This window comes from Candidatus Zixiibacteriota bacterium, from assembly GCA_021159005.1.
GTDB lineage: Bacteria > Zixibacteria > MSB-5A5 > UBA10806 > 4484-95 > JAGGSN01.
This window is the reverse complement of the sequence record JAGGSN010000075.1, coordinates 1-19,209: the sequence shown is the minus strand read 5'-3', so window position 1 is coordinate 19,209 and position 19,209 is coordinate 1. Positions and strand designations below refer to the sequence as shown.

The window sequence follows — 19,209 nt, the reverse complement described above, 5'->3', positions numbered from 1 at the left end:
AGTTGTGCTTATTCCAATCTTATTTGCTAATTTCTGTTTAGATATTCTTGGATTTTTTGCAATAAATATCAATATTCAATTCTGCAAACATTTTTTCATTTGAGATTATTTTTGAAATCTTTGCCAAACTCAAATAATTGTCTAACTTATTTTCGTCAAAATCTTTTTTAAAATCAAATTCATTATTTATCTGTTCGTCAAATCTTATCTTGCCTTCGCCAATCGCGAAATCCAAAATTTCATCTCAGCTCATCTTTTGCGAATTCGCTCCTTGCCTCAAATAAAATCCGGAGGAGCATTTATACGGCTTGTCAGCGCCTTCTTTAATTTCAATGATCAAGATATTTTTGAATTCTTTTAGCTTAATTTTAATTGCCGGATCGCAATTTTTGGCAATATCTTGAATCTGGGATTTTAATTTATTGGTAGGGTTTACCCCGTTAGAGAATCTTGCCCGCCCTACTAGATACTTTTTATCTAATGAGGTAGAAAGATGAAGTTCTCTAACGGGGTTTGCGCCTTTTATTTTTCCGTCATCGCTTATGCCCAAAAATATTCTGCCGCCGCTGGAATTGGCGAAAGCGATTATTTCCTTAGAAATGGATTTATCAAAAGATTCCTTGAATTCCACTTTCAATCCTTCTCCGCTTTGCAGAATAAATTTTAGTTCTTGTTTATTCATTTTTTATGAAAATTAATTTAGCGAATTTATTGAACATTAAATGTATATTGGATATTGAACATTGGATATTTGAACTCATTTCCCACTGCTCGTTCTTACGGACTTTGAAAAAATTAACAGCAGCTCGCGCGCTTCTTTCCATAAAATTCTGACTTTTTCTTTATGTTCACTATGCGCTTTGACCAACAATCTTAACCAATGCTTGGTCTCTTTAATTTCTTTTCTTGCATAAATCTATAATTTCTTCAGCAAATTTAGCCGTTCTTTCTTCAAGGTCAAAATTATTCATAAATATTGAGTATTGGATATTGAATGGTTATTGAATATTGAGTATTGATCATTTGATTTTAACCTCCCCCTTAAACCTAAAATCCCCTTTAAACTTCGCCTTTTGTTTCGCCGGATATTCATCCGCGCCGATGTCCCAATAGGGGCTGGGGCGAGTGTCCCCGTCTATGTCGTCGGAGAAACTTAAATCACTATCGCCGGATAAATCCGTTCCAGCATCTTTGGCGGCTGTGTCGGTGGAAGCGAGGTGGAAATCATCATTGGCGGAGTCGGCGAAATCCACTGTCACATAGTCATCCGTAAAAGTGGCATTGGGAGCGTCATCGGCAGAAACATCGGAGATGTTGAAATTGGAGGAAGCGTCAAAGGTTCCATAGAAACCATCATTACAATCTTGGGTAATATTATTCCTTACAACAATTGTTGGACTATCACCTATATGAACTATACCGCCCTGACCTCCACAATTAACAACAGTATTGTTGTAAACATAACGACTTCCGTATCCTCTTAACCCAATTCCTCTATCATGATTTCCAGTAAAATCATATATAATATTATTCCAAATGTAACCATTTCCTCCTGGGGAAGCAATGTTGCATGTTATGCCAGATTCATAACCATTACCATAGCCATTACCTCTACAAATGCAGTGTGACACATAGTAATCGCCGGCAGGAGCATCCCAAATCTCAATTGTAGACTTAGTAGCTCCGGATAACAACTCTAATTGAAGACCTTCTACCTTAGTATAAGGCTCTCGGATATACAAAACGGGATTTGTTGCTTCAACGCTAAGCCGATAAGCACTCGTATCCCACTTCCCGCTATGCCTTTGGCTTGTTCCCACTTCCGTAGTCTCCGTAGGAGCATAAACTTTAATATAGTTATTTTCTCCGGTGGTCCAGCCGTATATGGTGACAGCGGTGGTATCAGCCGTGGTTCCGTTGGCGTAACAAGCGATGTTCCATTGTTCGTTGGAAGCTTCTATGTCTTTTCCTCCCGACCAAGATTCAAAACTTTCCACGGCATCGTCCAAAGAATCATTTTCATTTCCCGATTCAGCGTTATACAAAGAAGTATAAGCTCTGTAAATAGACCAGTCATTGTCAGCCGCCGATGTGGCCGTTGGAGTTCCTCCCGTGGAATTTTTTATCGTATAATGGGTAGAATCTGTCCTTCCGTGGATAAAGCAAACCGAGTCTATAGTTCCATTATTATTTGAATCATATTGGATAACATCTCCTACGCCTACATCGTTGCCTAAGGCAAGATCGAAAGTAGCCGCCGTCCCGCTAATACTCATTTCATTAATCGCACCGAATCCGCCTGGCGTCCCCATCTCCAAAGCCGAACTAGCAGAAGGCCCGACGGAACGATAAATCTTTTCCGCCGCCTCGTCAGCCCCAATGTCCCAGCCATTGCCGTTCTGGTCTCGGGTTTGGCCGTCAATGTCGTCGGAAAACCCTTCACCTGATAAATCCGTTCCTTGGTCAATTATAGTTCCTGATCCTGTAAAATTATTTAAATGAAAATCTCCGTTGGCGTAATCTGTGAAGACATTCGCCCAGTCAGTAGCACCATTATTCCAGTCAACTGAGTGGTCGCCGTCTCCGTCGTCGGAGGCGCAGTAATCAACTGCTCCGTCCGCTAAGTCAGCAAAATCGTCATCCCAATTAAAAACCGCACAGTTTTTCACTATTAGAGTCTGATTACTTTTTACTCTTTTTATCCCAATTGCAACGCGTGGATCACAATTCGGCCCACGAATAGTACAATTATATACATTTAAAGTAGTATTTTCGGAATAGCCACCATTTATCCCTTTATCTCTCTGGTCATAAATGATACTATTTCTAATTGTTATTGAAGACCCATCTGAATTAGGACCTAACTTAATGCCATCATTAGTCCCGTAGTCAGACCATCCATAACCTCTAATTATACAAGAATCAATCAGAACCCCAGTTACAACAGTTTCTATTCCTATTGCAGCAGCATCACCGCCAGCATTGTTCTGGTGCACTTGTATGCCTTCAAATATCGTATGAGATTCATTGATATTAACAATAGTACCACTGGTTCCATAGAGCCTATACTTCGTATCATCCCACACCCCATCGTGCCTATTCGCCTGCGTGGTATAAATCTTAATATAATTCGTATCTGAAGTTGTCCAGCCGTCTATGGTGACAGCGGTGGTATCGGCCGCTCCGCCAGTGGCTTGGCAGGAAGCTACGGCAATAGCCGAATCTCCGGCGTCGGATATAACTACATAATTAGTGTCTAAAGTTTCATAAACCTGTTCTCCCGATTGGAAAGTTCCGGAAATTCCGTAAATAAGAATTTGGGTATCGGTGGCGTGGGTTATTGTTCCGGTGGCTCCGCTGGTGGCTCCGGTGACACTTGATCCATCCGCTATAGTTCCGGTTATTCCTCCATGGGAGAAAACTAAAGTGGTGGTGGCGGTAAGATCTACTTGATTATACTGCTCCCATAAAGAAAGAGAGCTGTAATCTCCGGAGGTTCCGTCGGTGTCAACGACGGAGATGAATTCAGTGGCGGCGAAAGCCTGATTGGCAATAAACAGAGCTAATATCATGGGAAGAAGATATATTGTAAGTTTTAGAATTCTCATAGGATGGATTAATTTGAAATTTAAAGTTTGAAATTTGAAATGAATGAATAAATTTGAAATTTTAAATTAATGATTAAATTTTTTAATTCTAAATTTGTTATTTCAAATTCAATTCAAATTGTAAATTTTAAATTTCAAATTTACTTCTATTCACTTCTTATTCATAGTAATTATTATCTTTGAGAAAATGAGTGTTAGCTCTTGAGCTTCTTTCCGAAGTTCTCTGATTTCTTTTTTCTTTTCATTATTGGTTTTTACCAATAACCGCAGCCAGTATTTAGTTTCTTTTATTTCTTTTTTGCAGATGTGGATTTTGTTTTTAAAATCTTTTTTGGAACTGGCTCCGTTAGCCTCGCAGTAATTGGCCCCTACGCTTGTGGCGGATCTTACCAATTGATTTACTATTGATTTGTTGATTGAGTTTAGTCTTATGCTTTTTAGCAAATCAATAATGTTCTCACTGAATTTAGCCGTTCTCTCTTCAAGATTATATTCCATAAGATTAATTTTGAAATTTAAAGTTTAAAGTTTGAAATTTGAAATGAAGTTTAAATGATTTAATTTTCAATTAAAATTAAGGAATTTATTTATTCACCCCGTTAAATTCGCTTTGCGATTATTTAACAGGGTGAAATTCAAATTGTAAATTGTAAATTGTAAATTGATCATTACTTCTTATACCCGCCATGCGGCGGAATTAATCCTGTTTTTTTATTTTCCATATTTTTTAACGCTTCATTAACGCTTCATTAACGCTTCATTAACGCTTCATTAACGCTTCCATGCAATATAGTAAGTATATTTCCCTGTTTTACCAACCATTTCAATGATTCTTTTATCAGCCAAATGCTTTAAATCTCTAAACGCTGTTATTCTGGTTGTGTTATTTATTTTCTGATATTCCTCATTAGTTATTTTACCCTTTTCTTTAAGATATTCAATCGCCTTCTTCTGCCTTTCATTTAATTCTTTCAAAATATCCTCTTTAATATAAGTTGATTCTTTAATTTGAGATTCAAAAATAATTTTAGACTCAATGGGATGCAAATCATAATATGGCTCCTTATTTCCCCATTCCTTGCTTAAATTTTCCATCATTTTAATGCCGGAACCATACTTTTCAATAAAACCGATATCATAGGTTAACTGACAAAGAATTTCATTGACTGGCTTATGTTTGGGATTTTTAGGCGAAACTCCCTTTGGAAATGTTCCGGGACTTATTATTTCTATCCTGTTGTCAAAAATAAACACTCTCACATCTCCTGTTTCAAAATAATTCCTGTGAATCAAGGCATTGATTATCGCTTCTCTCACCGCTTTTATCGGGTACTCAAATTTGTCTTCCCGCTTAAAACTTTTCTCTGTTCTTGTTCCCAAAAGCCGGATATTTTTTCTTACGAAATCCTCGGCTGTTTCTATCATCTCCCAAACTGTTCCTTCACAATTTGCGGTATCTAATGTCGGATTAATTATTTCATTTCCTTTAAATCTGACAATTCTTAATCTCGCGTTGGGGAAAAACTTTTGAGGGTATTTTCCGAAAAACAAAATTCCGGCGTTAGTCGGCTTGCTATTCTTCAACGCTTTTATGTTCTGTAATAATTTGTTGGTGGAAATTTTAACTTTTTTAGATACTTTTCTCGCGTTTTCTCTTTGCTCAAGATACCATCCGATTTTTTCTTCATCAATATCATCCAAACCGGCTTCTTCGCAAACCTGCCCGTCCCATTTTATTTTTCCAATGTCTTTGGCAAATTCAATAACTTCTTCAGGAGATAAAGGTTTATTATGAGACGCGATTCTTTTGTAAGCGATGTTTTTAAAAGAATGCAAACTGTCGGATTTTTTAATTTCTGCGATAAAGATGTTTTTTTCTTCAATTTCAACAGCTTCAATTTTAGGATAAACGGACGGTTTGCAAGTGTGCGCCATATTGGCGATTTCTCTTTCGTGTTTCTTGCTAATGCCGATAATCTTTCCGCCATCATTTACGCCAATCAAAACAATTCCGCCATTTGTATTGGCAAAACCGCAGATGGATTTGCCTAAGCCACTGTTTATTTTCAGCTTAAATTCAACCTTTCGGCTTTCCCCATTATTTATTATTTTTTTAATTCTGCTTTCTATCATTGATTTATTGCCCGCCTGCCGGCGAGGCAGGAAAATTGATTGTAAATTGTAAATTGAAAATTACTTCTACAATTCCAAAACCTCCAATCCCGGCATTTCGCCGCCGCTTAGATATTCCAGCATAGCTCCCCCGCCCGTGGAAACAAAAGAAATTTTTTCCAGCCAACCGTTTTCTTCCAGCGCTTGGACCGATTCTCCGCCTCCCGCCACACTGAAAGCGCCGCTCTCAATTATGGCTTTTATGATTTCCTTAGTTCCCTTATCAAAAGGTGGTTTCTCAAATTCGCCCAGCGGGCCGTTCCAAACAACCGTTCTGGCTTGTAGGATTATTTCTTTGAATTTGGCGATGGTTTTTTCTCCAATGTCTTTTTTGTCTTCAGCAAAGTCAAAAGCCAATATAACCTTGTCGGAAAATTTCATATTTTTATCCGTCGCTTCTATGGAAACTTTCCCGCCGGTTAAAACATAATCGTAGTTTTTTTCAAAACTTCTAATTAGCGGAAGTTTGGTTTCTATTTTAGCTCCCCCAATAACAGCTACCGCTAGGCGATCCGGATTGTTTTTGACTTTTTTCAAATTTTTTATTTCTTCCTGAAGCCTGATTCCGGCAAAACTTGGCAGAACTTCAGCCACTCCCGTCACCGAAGCTTGGTCGCGATGGCAAACGCCAAAAGCGTCATTTACATAAACATCAAAATTTTCAGCCAATTTCTCGCTAAATTCTTTTTTATTATCTTCTTCCTCTTTGTAAAATCTGACATTTTCCAAAAGCAAAATCTCGCCTTGATTTAAATTTTCCAGCCCCTGTTTTACTTTTTCGCCAATGCAATCTTCCGCGAATTTAACTTTTCTTTTCAGAATTTTCTCTACATCATCAACGATTTGCCGCAAGGAAAATTTTCTGTCAAACCCGTCTTCGGGCCTTCCTAGATGGGTTGCTATGGCTAACTTTACATTTTCTTGGGATAAAATATATTCCACCGTATTTTTCACCGCCGCGATTTTAAATTTTTCTTTCACATCTCCGTCTTCTATTTCCACATTAAAACCCGCCCGCAACAACACGCGCTTATTATTCAAATCGGCGTTTTGTATTTTTTTTAATTGCATATTTTGAATTGCCTTATGCTATTCCGGGATAACAAATTAAACGCATAAGCTAGTTCTAAATTTATTGTCATTTATATTTCTGCCACTTTTTCCCTAGTTACTAGTTACCGATTACTAGTTACTGGCCTAATACTCCTGAAACCTCCCTTCTTTAAGATATCTTTTGATAAAGTTCTGGGAATTATAAACATCAGCTTCCGCTTCCATTTCAACGCTTTGGACTTCTCCCGGAAAGCCGGTTGGCCAGATTAGCCTGAAATCCCTCTCTTCACGGGAAGTGACGGTTCTCATTTCCGTAGAATTAAAAGATAACGGACTGCCGGAAGAATCCCTTAAAATAACATTGACTTTGATTACATTAAAATCAAATTCGCTTTCGTTAACCAAAAGGCCAAAAGCTTCACTGAATCCCGCCGGTGAAGAAATTAAATTATAGCGCTTGTTGTAAATATTAAGCTGGGGTTTTTTATAAGCGAAAAATGTTTCCCATTGGCAACCAGAAATATCTATTTCTAAAACAGCCGGCTTTGATTTCGTTTCCAGATTAGTCCCGATTAAATATTTGGTTTCAGACGGCAGAATAAAACTTTTCCCTTTTTGCTCGGCCAAAATATTTCCCCCGCTATCTTTTAAAATAAAGTTGTAGAAAAATTCGGGAATGCCATATTGGTCATTGGGATTGGAAATTTTCGCCATTGCGTCATATCTTTGAGGCCCGCCATAAACAAAAGCTTTTTCTATAATTTTTAAATCTTGAGCATTAATTTCTTCCGCGCATGGCTGGCAAGGGCCTCCGCAATCTATTTTTTCCTCACCCTGATTTTGCTTCCCGTCAAAACAGGTGGGGTTTGATTTTAAAGCGCTATAAACAGCCCAGCCTATCAAAAAAAGCAAAGACAAATAAATGGCAATAATAACCGCGCGCTTAACATTTCTAGGGGTTTTCATATTTTCATTATACACCAAAAAATCAAACAAAAAAACCGCCCGATTTGATACGGCGATTTATTCTCATTTTGTCATTCCGGAATTTTTTCTATAACGAAGTGAAAGAAAAAATATCCGGAATCTAGGTTAATTAATTTGTAAAAGTTTTTTAGTTAGCTGGTTATATTATTGCGCATAGATTCCGGATAAATTTTTCCGCTGCCGCTACAAAATTTTCCAGAATGACATTAATGGCATTACAAATTTTAAAGTTCCCGCAATGACCTACTTTCCCCAACTCAAGGCGGGGTATCATCGGCGCTGAAGGGCTTAGCCGGCGTGTTCGGAATGGGAACGGGCGTAACCCCTTCGCTAGAATCACGGAAACATTAAAACCCGCAAAAAAATTAAGTAACTATTAACTGCTAATTCAAAAAATAAAAAAGGTTTTAAGTTTATTAGTACTTCTTGGCTCAATCCCTTGCGGAACTTACACCTGAAGCCTATCAACCTGGTCTTCTTCCAGGAAACTTGACCGCGTGCAGCGCGGAATTTTTAATTTAAAATTTGAAATTTGTATTCAATTTTTAATGAATTAATTTTAAAATGTTTAAAAATTTAGAAATTTAAACATTGAAAATTCATTGAAAATTGTGAATTGAAAATTGAAAATTTCCGTGCTGCGCACGGTCTGTTGCCTTATCTTGAAGCAGGCTTCCCGCTTAGATGCTTTCAGCGGTTATCCTTTCCGAACTTAGCTACTCGGCAGTGCTCCTGGCGGAACAGCCGATACACCAGAGGTTCGTTCTTTCCGGTCCTCTCGTACTAGGAAAGACTCTCCTCAAGCAACAACGCCTACGGCAGATAGAGACCAACCTGTCTCACGACGGTTTGAACCCAGCTCGCGTACCGCTTTAATTGGCGAACAGCCAAACCCTTGGAAGCTTCTCCACCTCCAGGATGCGATGAGCCGACATCGAGGTGCCAAACTCCTCCGTCGATGTGAACTCTTGGGAGGAATTAGCCTGTTATCCCCGGGGTAACTTTTATCTGGTGATCTTCCACGCTCCTACAAGCTATGGTCGGTTCACTAAATTCTACTTTCGTAACTGATCGGCTTATAGGCCTTTCAGTAAAGCTGGCTTGTGCTTTTGCGCTATCAGCCCGATTTCCATCCGGACTTAGCCAACCTTTGTAAACGCCTCCGTTGCCATTTAGGAGGCGAGCGCCCCACTCAAACTACCCACCAGGCACTGTTCCCGCGCCAGTAAGAAGTAAGAATTAAGCGACAAGAATTAAGCAAATAAATTTCGCTTTCTACATTATGCTTTCTGCTTTCTGCTTTCTGCTTTCTTCCTGCTTCTTGCTTCTTAATGGCGCAGGGTTAGAATTAAAATTTTAACAGGGTGGTATTCCACTGGCGACTCCGCCTCAACCTGAGTTGAGGCTTCAAAGTCTCCCACCTATTCTCGGCAGCCAGAATTCTAATTCAATGCCAAGCTGTAGTAAAGCTCCACGGGGTCTTTTCGTCTTGCCGTAGGTAGACGGCATCTTTACCGTCATTGCAATTTCACCGGGTCCTTCGTTGAGACAGTTCCCAAATCGTTACGCCTTTGATGCGGGTCAGAAATTACCTGACAAGGAATTTCGCTACCTTAGGACGATTATAGTTATCGCCGACGTTCACTGGCGCTTCGGGGATTGGCTTGCACCGCTCCCGTTAACGTTCCAGCACTGGTCAGGCGTCAGCCCCTATACCTCCCCTTACGGGTTTGCAGAGACCTGTGTTTTTGATAAACAGTCGCTTGGGACACTTTAGCTGCGGCCGCGTAAAAGCTTGCGCTCTACGCGGCAAGACATCTTGCGAACTTACGTCTAGCTTTTTTGCCGAGTTCCTTAACGAAGGTTCTCCCGTTCCCCTTAGGCTACTCGCCCTGTCCACCTGTGTCGGTTTTAGTACGGATATTATCAGATCCAACCACACCTCGCTATACTCGGGTGAAATTTTTAATTTAAAATTTGAAATTTAAATTCAATTTTTAATGAATTAATTTTTAAATGTTTAAAAATTTAGAAATTTAAACATTAAGAATTCATTGAAAATTGTGAATTGAAAATTGAAAATTCCAGACCGAATGCAATGAGGTATGGTTGGCATAGAGGTTTTTCCTGGCACCCTGCTTTGTTCCGTTCTTCCACTGTTGAGGCGGAATTCCAGATATTTCTTGGGTTGATGCCTCGCGGATTTTCCTGCGAAGCGCCCTCAAAATACCTGCGCCAATCCAATAAGGCGCGAAACATACTAGGATGCGTCTCCCCATTTATAAACTAATAATAGCGCCGGAATATTAACCGGCTGTCCATCGACTACGCCTTTCGGCCTCGCCTTAGGACCGGCTGACCCTGGGATGATTGCCATTGCCCAGGAAACCTTGGACTTTCGGGGTCCCGCGTTCTCAGCGGGATTGCGGTTACTCATGCCAACATTCTCACTTCCATACGCTCCACCAAAGCTCGCGCTTCAGCTTCACAGCCTATGGAACGCTCTCCTACCACCGCTGCAAAGCAGCGGAATTCTCAATTTTCAATTTACAATTTTCAATGAATTTTCAATTTACAATTTTCAAAATAATAATTTGAAATTGATAATTGATAATTAGTCATTCATTGATTATTGGTTATTGATCATTGATCATTCCGATGCTTCGCATCGGTTCATATCTTCGGCACCATGTTTAAGCCCCGTTACATTTTCGGCGCAAAATCTCTAAGCTAGTGAGCTGTTACGCACTCTTTAAAGGATGGCTGCTTCTGAGCCAACCTCCTAGGTGTTTTAGAAACTTCACTTCCTTTCCCACTGAACATGGATTTAGGGACCTTAGATTATGATCTGGGCTGTTTCCCTTTTGAGATCCGACCTTAGCGCCGGATTTCTGACTGCCCGGATAAAAATACAAGAATTCGGAGTTTGGTTGAGAATTCTACGGCGAACCGCGAATTCTCATTCAGTAGCTCTACCTCTCATATTCAATTACCGGACGCTAGTCCTAAAGCTATTTCGGAGAGAACCAGCTATGGCCAAGCTCGATTGGAATTTCTCCTCTACACACAAGTCATCCCCTGATGTTGCACGATCAGTGGGTTCGGGCCTCCTCCCGATGTTACTCGGGGTTCACCCTGCTCATATGTAGCTCGCCTGGCTTCGGGTCTAGTCCATACGACATCTACATCCTTCGCTGCCGCTCAGAATTTTTAATTTAAAATTTGAAATTTGAATTCAATTTTTAATGAATGAATTTTTAAATGTTTAAAAATTTAGAAATTTAAACATTAAAAATTCATTAAAAATTGGAAATTAAAAATTAAAAATTCATTCTGAACGCTAGTGAAGAATGTAATTCGGCGGTTAAGCCTCGCTTTCACTATGCGTATTTTACAAAGTAACTTACGCTGCCGCATAAAACTAACTCGTTGGCCCGTTCTGCAAAAAGTACGCCATCACCGCGCGCAACACGGAATTTCAAATTTCAAAGCTCAAATTTCAAATCAATACCAAATGGCTAAATTTCAAATTATTAAAAAATTCATCATTTGGATTTTGGATTTGATTTGGAATTTTGATTTTTGATTTTGACATTCCGTGCTACGCACGGCTCTGACTCTTTGTGAGCGCATGGTTTCAGATACTATTTCATCTCCCTCAACGGGATGCTTTTCACCTTTCCCTCACGGTACTAGTTCGCTATCGATCTGAAGCAATATTTAGCCTTGGGAGTTAGTGCTCCCGGATTCAAACGGGATTTCTCCGGTCCCGCCCTACTTGAGAATAATTCCATCCGACACATCCTTTTTTCGCATACGGGACTATTACCCTCTATGGTTCTTCTTTCCAAAAGTATTCTGCTAAAAGAATATATCAGACCCCGATTAAACGAGTAAAATTATCTCGCAACCCCGCGCGCAACACGGAATTTCAAATTTCAAAGCTCAAATTTCAAATCAATATCAAATGGCTAAATTTCAAATTATTAAAAAATTCATCATTTGGATTTTGGGTTTGATTTGGAATTTTGATTTTTGATTTTGACATTCCGTGCTACGCGGGATTGGGTTTCCCCATTCGGAAATCCCCGGATCAAAGCTTGCTTGGCAGCTCCCCGAGGCTTATCGCAACCTGCTACGCCCTTCATCGCTTGCTTCAGTCAAGGCATCCACCATACGCCTTAAGTAACCTATTTTATTTCTACAATTAATTAGCAGTTAACAATCACTTAAAGCAATTATTAACTTTTGCAATTACCTACTGTGCCTGCTTCAAATTAAATTATTCTTCCGCCGGACAAATAAACAGATAATTCAACAACAGAAGCAGTGCTATTCAAATGTTAAAGTCCTATTTGCGCAGAAGCGATTTCACATAATTTTATCAATTACGAAAAACTGTTTCAGCGCAATTCATTATTTACAGGGCTCACGCATCCTATGCCATTCGGGTCATTAGAGTGCGATTAGAGTATTGGAGTCGCTTGTCGTAAATTAGAGTCGCTTAAACTTAAAATTTAAAAAGCCGCTTGGGAAAGCGGGCTGTCAAAACAACAAAAAACAAAAAACTCACCCGCTCTTACTATTAAACTTTTGAGATAATTTTATCAAATTTTTTTCATTAACTAAACGCTACATCATAATAGCAAACCCTAAAATTCTGTCAACACCAGAGGGGAATCAAAGGGGTGAATTCCATTTTTCAAAAACTCCTTATTCTAAAGATTAATATTAGTTTCAGAAATTTTATCAAGTTCAAAATTTATAGCCGATTTTATATTTTCAATTTTTTTGTATTTTTCTGCTGTTTCTTTTTGTGCTTTCAAATCAAAATTTCCTGATTTATCTATTGGAAACAATATTTCTATATCTTTAATTATATTAACGGTAATTCTCTTATTTTGCTCTCCTCTAGCGTATTGCTTAAGATTTTCTTTCAAAAAAGAATAAATAAAATCTAAAGAAATATTTTTAATATTACTTTTAGGAATTAACGCTCCACAATGTGTCGTCATGCTAAATTTTTCATTTCTCAAAAAAACGGTTCCTGCATGTACTCCATCTGTTGTCCATGTAATACATTTACTATTAAAATCAAATGAGTTTATCTTTCCAATTATTCCGTCATTAACAGTTTGAGAAGAGTATAAGGGATATTCTCCGCAATGGTTTTGAATATATTTGTTTGTATATTTTGATTTTCCTTTCTCAATATTAAAAATATCTTTAATCTTCATTAGCTTATTTTTTTCACCAATATTTTTAACTTCAATATTCAGTTCATTGATTTTTTTCTTACACTCCTCAACTTTTTGCTTTATTTCTTCAATGAAGACAATTTTTTCTACTATTTCATTTTGAGCAAAAACATCAATTTCATCATTAGAATTTACAGGAAAATCAATTTTAATATCAGCAAGCATTGATGGATAAACTTTCGTAAATTCATCTTCGCCTTTCTCTCCTTTACGCCCTTTGGCTAATTTTCTTAAAATTGGTTCTAATTTATACTTAACATATTTTGAATTTAGATTTTCCTGTTTTGGTTTTAGCAATCCCCTATCTGCATTTATTGAAAATTTGCCAGAAGTTATTTTAATATAACCAGCAAAACCATTTGTAGCCCAAGTAAGATATTCTCCGTCAAAGTCAAAAGTATCTATATGTGTAAGAGGAGCATTGTTTGAAGCAGAAAAAACAGGAAATTTTCCTTTATGAATATTACCATATTTTTTTGTGTATTTTGACAAACCCCTTTCTGTATCAAATAATTTACTGACAGAGTAAGATTTATAGTTTATTTTAGTCTTTTTTTTTTCGGAAATTTCTTTTACTTCGTTTTGAAATTCTTTAATAGAATTTCCAACATCTTCAATTATTGAAGCAAATTCTAAAAGAGTTACTTTATCTTTTTTCTCAACTATCCCTAATTCAATCTTTTCTTTTTCTGTCCACCATTTATCTATAATCCAAGTTTTTTCAATATTATCTAAAAATTTACTAAATGGTTGTAATTTACATCTTTTGTCAGAGTTTATTTTCTCAAACCCTTTTTTATTTCCTTTAAAAAATGAATATGAAGTCACTGCTTCTTGTAAATCGTTTTGGTCAATATCAAAACGATAAATATCTCTTGATTCTCCAATTTCACTTACTAGATATGTGAATACCGGATTTTTCTGAATATCTTTTTTGTTGATCTTTTTGGTAATTGCCAAAATATAAGTTTTTTTATTGGTTGTGAAAAAAGTATTTAATGGAAGTGAAATAAGTCCGTCAATATAGCACTCATCCAAAATAAATTTTCTTAAATTTTTATCATTTTGACGATTCAAAATTCCGTCAGGAACAACAATAAAAGCTTTTCCTCCTGGTTTTAACGCTCTGATAATCCATTCCATAAAAAGACCTTCAACACCCATAGCGTTTATTTTATAATAGTTGATCAAGTCTCCGTCTTTTTTAATTTCATCTTTCAAGTTTCCGCTACCGCTTGTTACATACGGAGGATTAGTCAAAATTAAATCATACTCATCTTCTACGGGTTCCGATAAAGTTCCTAAAATAGAATTTGTTTTTAAAGTAAAGCTATCATTAAAAAGTTTCGCAAAATCTTGAGTTTGCCCGGGATTATCTTTGATTAAATCAGAAAAATAAATCAACATATTGGCTTTTGCCAAAATAATTGTTTTTTGTTCGTCCTTATCAAAACCCTTATCAAATCCGTGAATTGTAATTCTCGGAGTAATGCCACTTCTACTAATTTTATAAAATTCATCAAGCTTTGTTGCTATCGGCTCTAAAAGGAATTTACCAACTCCGCAAGCGGGATCGCAAATTTTTACCCCGTCTTTAATTTCATTCTTTGCCATTTCAACAATAGAACGAACCACTTTAATTGGAGTAAAAAACTGTCCCCAATTTTTTTTACTAATACTTTCTTTCAAAAAACTTTCAAAAAGCTGACTTTTAAAATCACGATGAATATTTTCAAGTTTTGGATATTTATCAAATCTTTCTAAAACAGTTCTAAATACACTGCTGTGACTTTTGTTTGCTTTTTGGTAAATATCTACAAAAATAACACCATTTATAATAGTTGTATTGTCTTTCTTGCCTGATGGAAACAATTCCTTTATTTCGGGTCTTATATTTTTTGCATAATACTCTAAAACATAATCTTCATTTCTTTTCTTATATAAATTTATTAAATAATCAAAATTTTCTGGTTCTCGCAAAACTTTCAAATCACTCAAATACTTAAAAATAAAAATTTCAACAAAACTATATAAACAATTTTCTGGTGTCGCTCCTGTTGCTACAAATAAATCTTGCCAGATGCTTTTCGCAAGATCGGTTGGATTTACCAGTTTTTTTGGTTTTATATTATCATTTTGCTCGTTAATAGAATCACAAATTTTTTTGATAAGTTCAGCGATCTTTTCATCTTTTGGATTAAATAAAGTCTTTATTTTTTTTCCGTTTTCATCTCCAATTCTATTTTCAGTTAAAGCATTAACCCAAACAGTTTCTTCTGTGTCTGTGGCAATAAAAATCTTTGCTCCCAGTTTTTGAGCAACTTCAATTTCTTGTTTTATGGCTTTCTTTTTTTGTACTTCGGTTTTAAATTCTTTTGGAGTTTTATATTCTATTACAGCAATAACTTGCTTTTGTTGAATAATTAAAGCATCAGGTTTTTTCCTTTCTAAAATTCCATAATCTATATCACGAATTTTTTTATGTCTTTTTAGCGCTCTTAGTGTCGTAGCACCAATATTATAAAAATCCCATTTTCCGATTTTCTCGGAATTTTTAATAAGATCTCTTTGTAATAATTCTTCACTCATAATTTATAGTTTATGAAAGTAAACATATAAATTTACTACTTTTATTATACAATTATTTTAACTTTTTTACTATAATCTGAAAGATCAAGTATTTGTATTATTTCTCTAAATATAATAATCATTTTTTGCGGAAGTATGGAGTAAAAAATATCCCTATTTCCCCTCTTTTAAATTTTAAAAAAATCAAAAATACCTTATTCTTTAAAGCCCAACAGCAACAATCTTTAAATTCAAATTTTTTCAAAAATATGTCGCCTAACTACCAACCACAAGTGTCTACGCGCAAACAATTTAACAAAGATTAAGAAAAGAGCTAACTATCCTATTAAAAGCGAAGAATAGCTTTAAGAAATGTATCAAGCTAAAGAACTAAATTTATTTTCCATAAATGGTTTTCACTTAAAGCGCGTTAGACAAGAACTGAATTTGCCGCGCTTAATCCTCAATTCTCAAACTGGTGTATATTTCCGCAGGCGGCGCTCATTTGCCAACCGGCTTCCTTAGCTTCTTTTTCCGTGCAAAACCATCGCTCGCCTTTGCGCGGATCTATTATTACCCGTTTGTAATTCGGGCATCCCGGCAAAAAATAGTCCTTTTCATAACGCTTATTAATATTCCCTTTTATCACGCATTTTTCGTCAAACGGTTCGCTGGCTTGTTCTCGTTCGCTTTCCCTGCCAGCCTGCGCGCTCTCATAATCGCATTTCCCCCAAAGCCCCGCTTTCTCTTTTTGCGCCTCTCTTTCCGCCGCCTGCAACAACGCCAAATACCTTTTATTGGGCTTTACATACATGCTCATAACGAACCCTCCGCGAAGCAATTTTTCATTCACAAATATGTTATCTCTATCCGGCGCTTCATTGTAAACAAAAACATAACGCAACAGGCGGCCAAAATTATCAGCGGCTGTTTGGTCTTTTTCCAAAATTATTTTCTTGCCGGCAATTAACTTGTTCAGCTCCTTCTTGGCCTCTTCTCCGTAACACTCCGCTTTCTCCGGCGCGTTTATTCCCAGCAAACGCACGCGAACGCCATTCTCAATCACAATCGTGTCCCCGTCCACCACCTCAACCGCGTTATGCAACCGCTTTTCAAAATCAGCGCCGTATCGGCTATGTTCGTTTACGACTCTATACCCGCCATAACCTCCCAACGCCATCACGAAAGCTAACACGCTCATAATAACCGCCCTGGAAAAAGGAATCCTTCTCACCCTTTTTACCTTCTTCGCCGCTTTCTTCTTGCTTCTTGCCGCTTTCTTCTTCTTTTTTGTTTTGGCTTTTATTTTTGTTTTTGTTTTTGTTCTACTTTTCATAATTTTACCCATCTGCTTTCGGCGGAGTTGATCCCGCTGAATAACAAAACCCGATTTTTTGCGGACGGGCTATTATGCCAAACTCCCGTATTTAACACATTACCCCTGCAAATCAAACTGTTTTAAATTTTCTTTTATCCAATCATAAAAATCAACCTCTAAAAATTCCAAAAATTTCTCAAATTTACTCTCGCTAAATTTTATGTTTTCTTCTTCGCAGTATTCCTTAAAAATGCTACGAATTTCGTCAGCACCGATAATTGATTTGTTAACACTCATAAATTTATTTACAAGTCACATAATGCAAATATTCAACTGTCTTTTCTGCTTTATAATTCCTGTTTTCTGATCTATCTGCCTTGAAACGATTGTATTTTTTCGTAAAATATCCGTATTTGCCCCGCAAGCTCATTATTTCTTTAATGTCGTCCAAAGTCATAAGTCCCTCGTTGTTATAACTTAAAAAGATATATTTTGCTTTTGCTTTTAATATTAAATCTTTAAAAGCGTTTTTAACTTGTGTTCTTGAACAATAGAGAGATTTTTGGTTTTGGTAATCACGTAACCCGGTTTTTCCATGAATTTTCGGATTATCATACCTAGCAATAGTTTCAAGTAGGTGATAATTTGTCGCGTATTGCCGATGGTTATATGGTGGATCCAAATATAAAATATCGCCATTAACTTTTTCAACAACTTCGCTTATGTCGTCATTAAAAACTTCATGGTCTTGGTTATTTATTATCAATTCAGCAGGTTTTAATCTTAAACTGTTTTGAGCGGTCTTTTTTAACTTTTTCAAAAAAGCGCCATAGACGGAAGCGGTATTTGCGTATTTATCAATAGCTTCAATTAAAGTGGCAATCAAAAAATAATATTCGTCATCGGAGATTAAATTTTCCTTTTTCCAATCTTCAATTTTTTGGCGAATTGCGTCACAACGCATTCCGTTTTCATCGGAAAAATATTGTCGTGGTTCTTTTTTATTTTTAGTTCCGCCCAGACAATAATTTTTATAAACAAATCCTTTCTTGCCTTTTAAGTTTGATAAATAATCGCAAACGAAATTTTTCCGATTTTTTACATTTATTTTTTTCAATTCGGAAATTTTCTTTGATAGTTTAGAAAATGTTAATTCTTTATGATTGCCGATATAGTGTCTATTTAAAACATAGCTGTAATATTGAATATCATTCGCTATAACCTTATAACCCTTTTTCTTAAAATAGCTCCCGACAATTCCGGTCCCCGCGAATAAATCACAAAAAGTATTGCAGTTTTTACCTGTCCCGTTTTTTGCGGGATCAACTACTTTATTTATTGATTCCTCTAAAAATTCTAAAAGACTTAATTTTGAGCCAATGTAGTTCATGGATTATTTATAAAATTTTTCATAAACCTGCTTTATTAAAAACAAAGCGTAATCTATATCATCTATTTTAATAATTACATAACTGCATTGCCGTCCCCATCCTCTTTCTTGCCAAGGATTTTTTATCACTTTATTTTCAGGATCTTTTAGATCGTTTTTATCTACACGAACTAAATCCAATCTTAATTTTGATTTATGAGCATGAATCGCACATAAATTATAAGCTCCAATTTTATATCCGATATAAAATTTATTTACTTTTTCTTCTATTCTTGTATCTATGTCTAAAATTTTGTTTCTTATTTCTTCAAAAAGATCTCTGGAATTTTCCCATCCAGCTCTGAAATGATCTTCTATTGAATATTTTTTAACTTCACGACTGACATTTTCTATCGTTTTACTTTTAGAAATTGTCTTTATAGATTCTTTAATGTCTGTCGATTTTAATTGATTATAAAGTATTGTTTGATTGTCGTATTTTTCAACTTCCCAAAGCTCAATTGGCAAATCTTTAAAATTAATTGCGTTTTGCTGATAAGTGGTAAAAGAATTAGCTAAAAATAAAACTCTGGATTGCGACCAATCAACATCTTCTCTTTTTAAATTCTCTTTTTTCTTCTCGTTATATTCTAAAATAAAATCTGCTTTGTTATTTAACATTAAAGCAAGATAAGCATATCCTTGATCGATGACGCTAAAACTTCTTTCTCTTTTGTATTCAATGATAACAAATGATTTTGTCTCTTCGTCAAAAGCGAGAGAGTCAATTCTAAATCCTTGCAAAGAAAATTCTGAACTTATAAATTTGAGACCAAAAATTGTATCCAAATTTTTTTCTGTGATTTCTTGTAAATC

The 19,209-nt window shown here is 36.4% G+C and carries 12 protein-coding genes, 2 rRNA genes and 2 pseudogenes; all 16 read right to left on the bottom strand.

The window, feature by feature from the left end; all coding sequences use genetic code 11:
• The coding region (locus J7K40_04710; protein MCD6161697.1) for a winged helix-turn-helix transcriptional regulator at nucleotides 1-75 on the bottom strand (75 nt) is incomplete at its 3' end.
• 169 nt (nucleotides 76-244) lie between these two features.
• Nucleotides 245-682 (bottom strand): ATP-binding protein, encoded by a 438-nt coding sequence (locus J7K40_04705; protein MCD6161696.1) that lies wholly within the window; start codon nucleotides 680-682, stop codon nucleotides 245-247.
• 337 nt (nucleotides 683-1,019) lie between these two features.
• Complete coding sequence (locus J7K40_04700) at nucleotides 1,020-3,608, bottom strand: hypothetical protein (protein MCD6161695.1); 2,589 nt, start codon at nucleotides 3,606-3,608, stop codon at nucleotides 1,020-1,022.
• A gap of 150 nt (nucleotides 3,609-3,758) precedes the next feature.
• On the bottom strand, nucleotides 3,759-4,106 hold the full coding sequence (locus J7K40_04695) for a four helix bundle protein (GenBank protein MCD6161694.1): 348 nt from the start codon (nucleotides 4,104-4,106) through the stop codon (nucleotides 3,759-3,761).
• A 273-nt stretch (nucleotides 4,107-4,379) separates the two neighbouring features.
• Complete coding sequence (locus J7K40_04690; protein ID MCD6161693.1) at nucleotides 4,380-5,741, bottom strand: putative DNA binding domain-containing protein; 1,362 nt, start codon at nucleotides 5,739-5,741, stop codon at nucleotides 4,380-4,382.
• Nucleotides 5,742-5,807: 66 nt separating this feature from the next.
• Nucleotides 5,808-6,851 carry a phosphoglycerate kinase gene (gene pgk / locus J7K40_04685; GenBank protein MCD6161692.1) on the bottom strand — a complete coding sequence of 348 codons (1,044 nt, stop codon included), beginning with the start codon at nucleotides 6,849-6,851 and terminating at the stop codon, nucleotides 5,808-5,810.
• 126 nt (nucleotides 6,852-6,977) lie between these two features.
• Nucleotides 6,978-7,829 (bottom strand): hypothetical protein, encoded by an 852-nt coding sequence (locus J7K40_04680; GenBank protein ID MCD6161691.1) that lies wholly within the window; start codon nucleotides 7,827-7,829, stop codon nucleotides 6,978-6,980.
• A gap of 221 nt (nucleotides 7,830-8,050) precedes the next feature.
• Nucleotides 8,051-8,164, bottom strand: a 5S ribosomal RNA gene (gene rrf, locus J7K40_04675).
• A gap of 52 nt (nucleotides 8,165-8,216) precedes the next feature.
• A 23S ribosomal RNA gene (locus J7K40_04670) occupies nucleotides 8,217-12,016 on the bottom strand.
• Nucleotides 12,017-12,538: 522 nt separating this feature from the next.
• Nucleotides 12,539-13,057, bottom strand: a complete 519-nt coding sequence (locus tag J7K40_04665) for a restriction endonuclease subunit S (GenBank protein ID MCD6161690.1) — start codon at nucleotides 13,055-13,057, stop codon at nucleotides 12,539-12,541.
• Nucleotides 13,058-13,081: 24 nt separating this feature from the next.
• Nucleotides 13,082-13,621 (bottom strand): annotated as a pseudogene (locus J7K40_04660) (restriction endonuclease subunit S).
• Nucleotides 13,622-14,284: 663 nt separating this feature from the next.
• Nucleotides 14,285-15,667: pseudogene (locus tag J7K40_04655) on the bottom strand (SAM-dependent DNA methyltransferase).
• Nucleotides 15,668-16,109: 442 nt separating this feature from the next.
• Complete coding sequence (locus tag J7K40_04650; GenBank protein MCD6161689.1) at nucleotides 16,110-16,982, bottom strand: thermonuclease family protein; 873 nt, start codon at nucleotides 16,980-16,982, stop codon at nucleotides 16,110-16,112.
• 99 nt (nucleotides 16,983-17,081) lie between these two features.
• A complete protein-coding gene (locus J7K40_04645; GenBank protein MCD6161688.1) occupies nucleotides 17,082-17,261 on the bottom strand; it encodes a hypothetical protein in 180 nt (59 codons plus the stop codon).
• A gap of 4 nt (nucleotides 17,262-17,265) precedes the next feature.
• A complete protein-coding gene (locus J7K40_04640; GenBank protein MCD6161687.1) occupies nucleotides 17,266-18,354 on the bottom strand; it encodes a DNA adenine methylase in 1,089 nt (362 codons plus the stop codon).
• A gap of 3 nt (nucleotides 18,355-18,357) precedes the next feature.
• The coding region (locus J7K40_04635) for a hypothetical protein (protein MCD6161686.1) at nucleotides 18,358-19,209 on the bottom strand (852 nt) is incomplete at its 5' end.

Coding starts and splice junctions, on each gene's coding strand:
- J7K40_04705 (MCD6161696.1), bottom strand. CDS start 682: ATGAATAAACAAGAACTAAAATTTATTCTGCAAAGCGGAGAAGGATTG.
- J7K40_04700 (MCD6161695.1), bottom strand. CDS start 3,608: ATGAGAATTCTAAAACTTACAATATATCTTCTTCCCATGATATTAGCT.
- J7K40_04695 (MCD6161694.1), bottom strand. CDS start 4,106: ATGGAATATAATCTTGAAGAGAGAACGGCTAAATTCAGTGAGAACATT.
- J7K40_04690 (MCD6161693.1), bottom strand. CDS start 5,741: ATGATAGAAAGCAGAATTAAAAAAATAATAAATAATGGGGAAAGCCGA.
- pgk (MCD6161692.1), bottom strand. CDS start 6,851: ATGCAATTAAAAAAAATACAAAACGCCGATTTGAATAATAAGCGCGTG.
- J7K40_04665 (MCD6161690.1), bottom strand. CDS start 13,057: ATGAAGATTAAAGATATTTTTAATATTGAGAAAGGAAAATCAAAATAT.
- J7K40_04650 (MCD6161689.1), bottom strand. CDS start 16,982: ATGAAAAGTAGAACAAAAACAAAAACAAAAATAAAAGCCAAAACAAAA.
- J7K40_04645 (MCD6161688.1), bottom strand. CDS start 17,261: ATGAGTGTTAACAAATCAATTATCGGTGCTGACGAAATTCGTAGCATT.
- J7K40_04640 (MCD6161687.1), bottom strand. CDS start 18,354: ATGAACTACATTGGCTCAAAATTAAGTCTTTTAGAATTTTTAGAGGAA.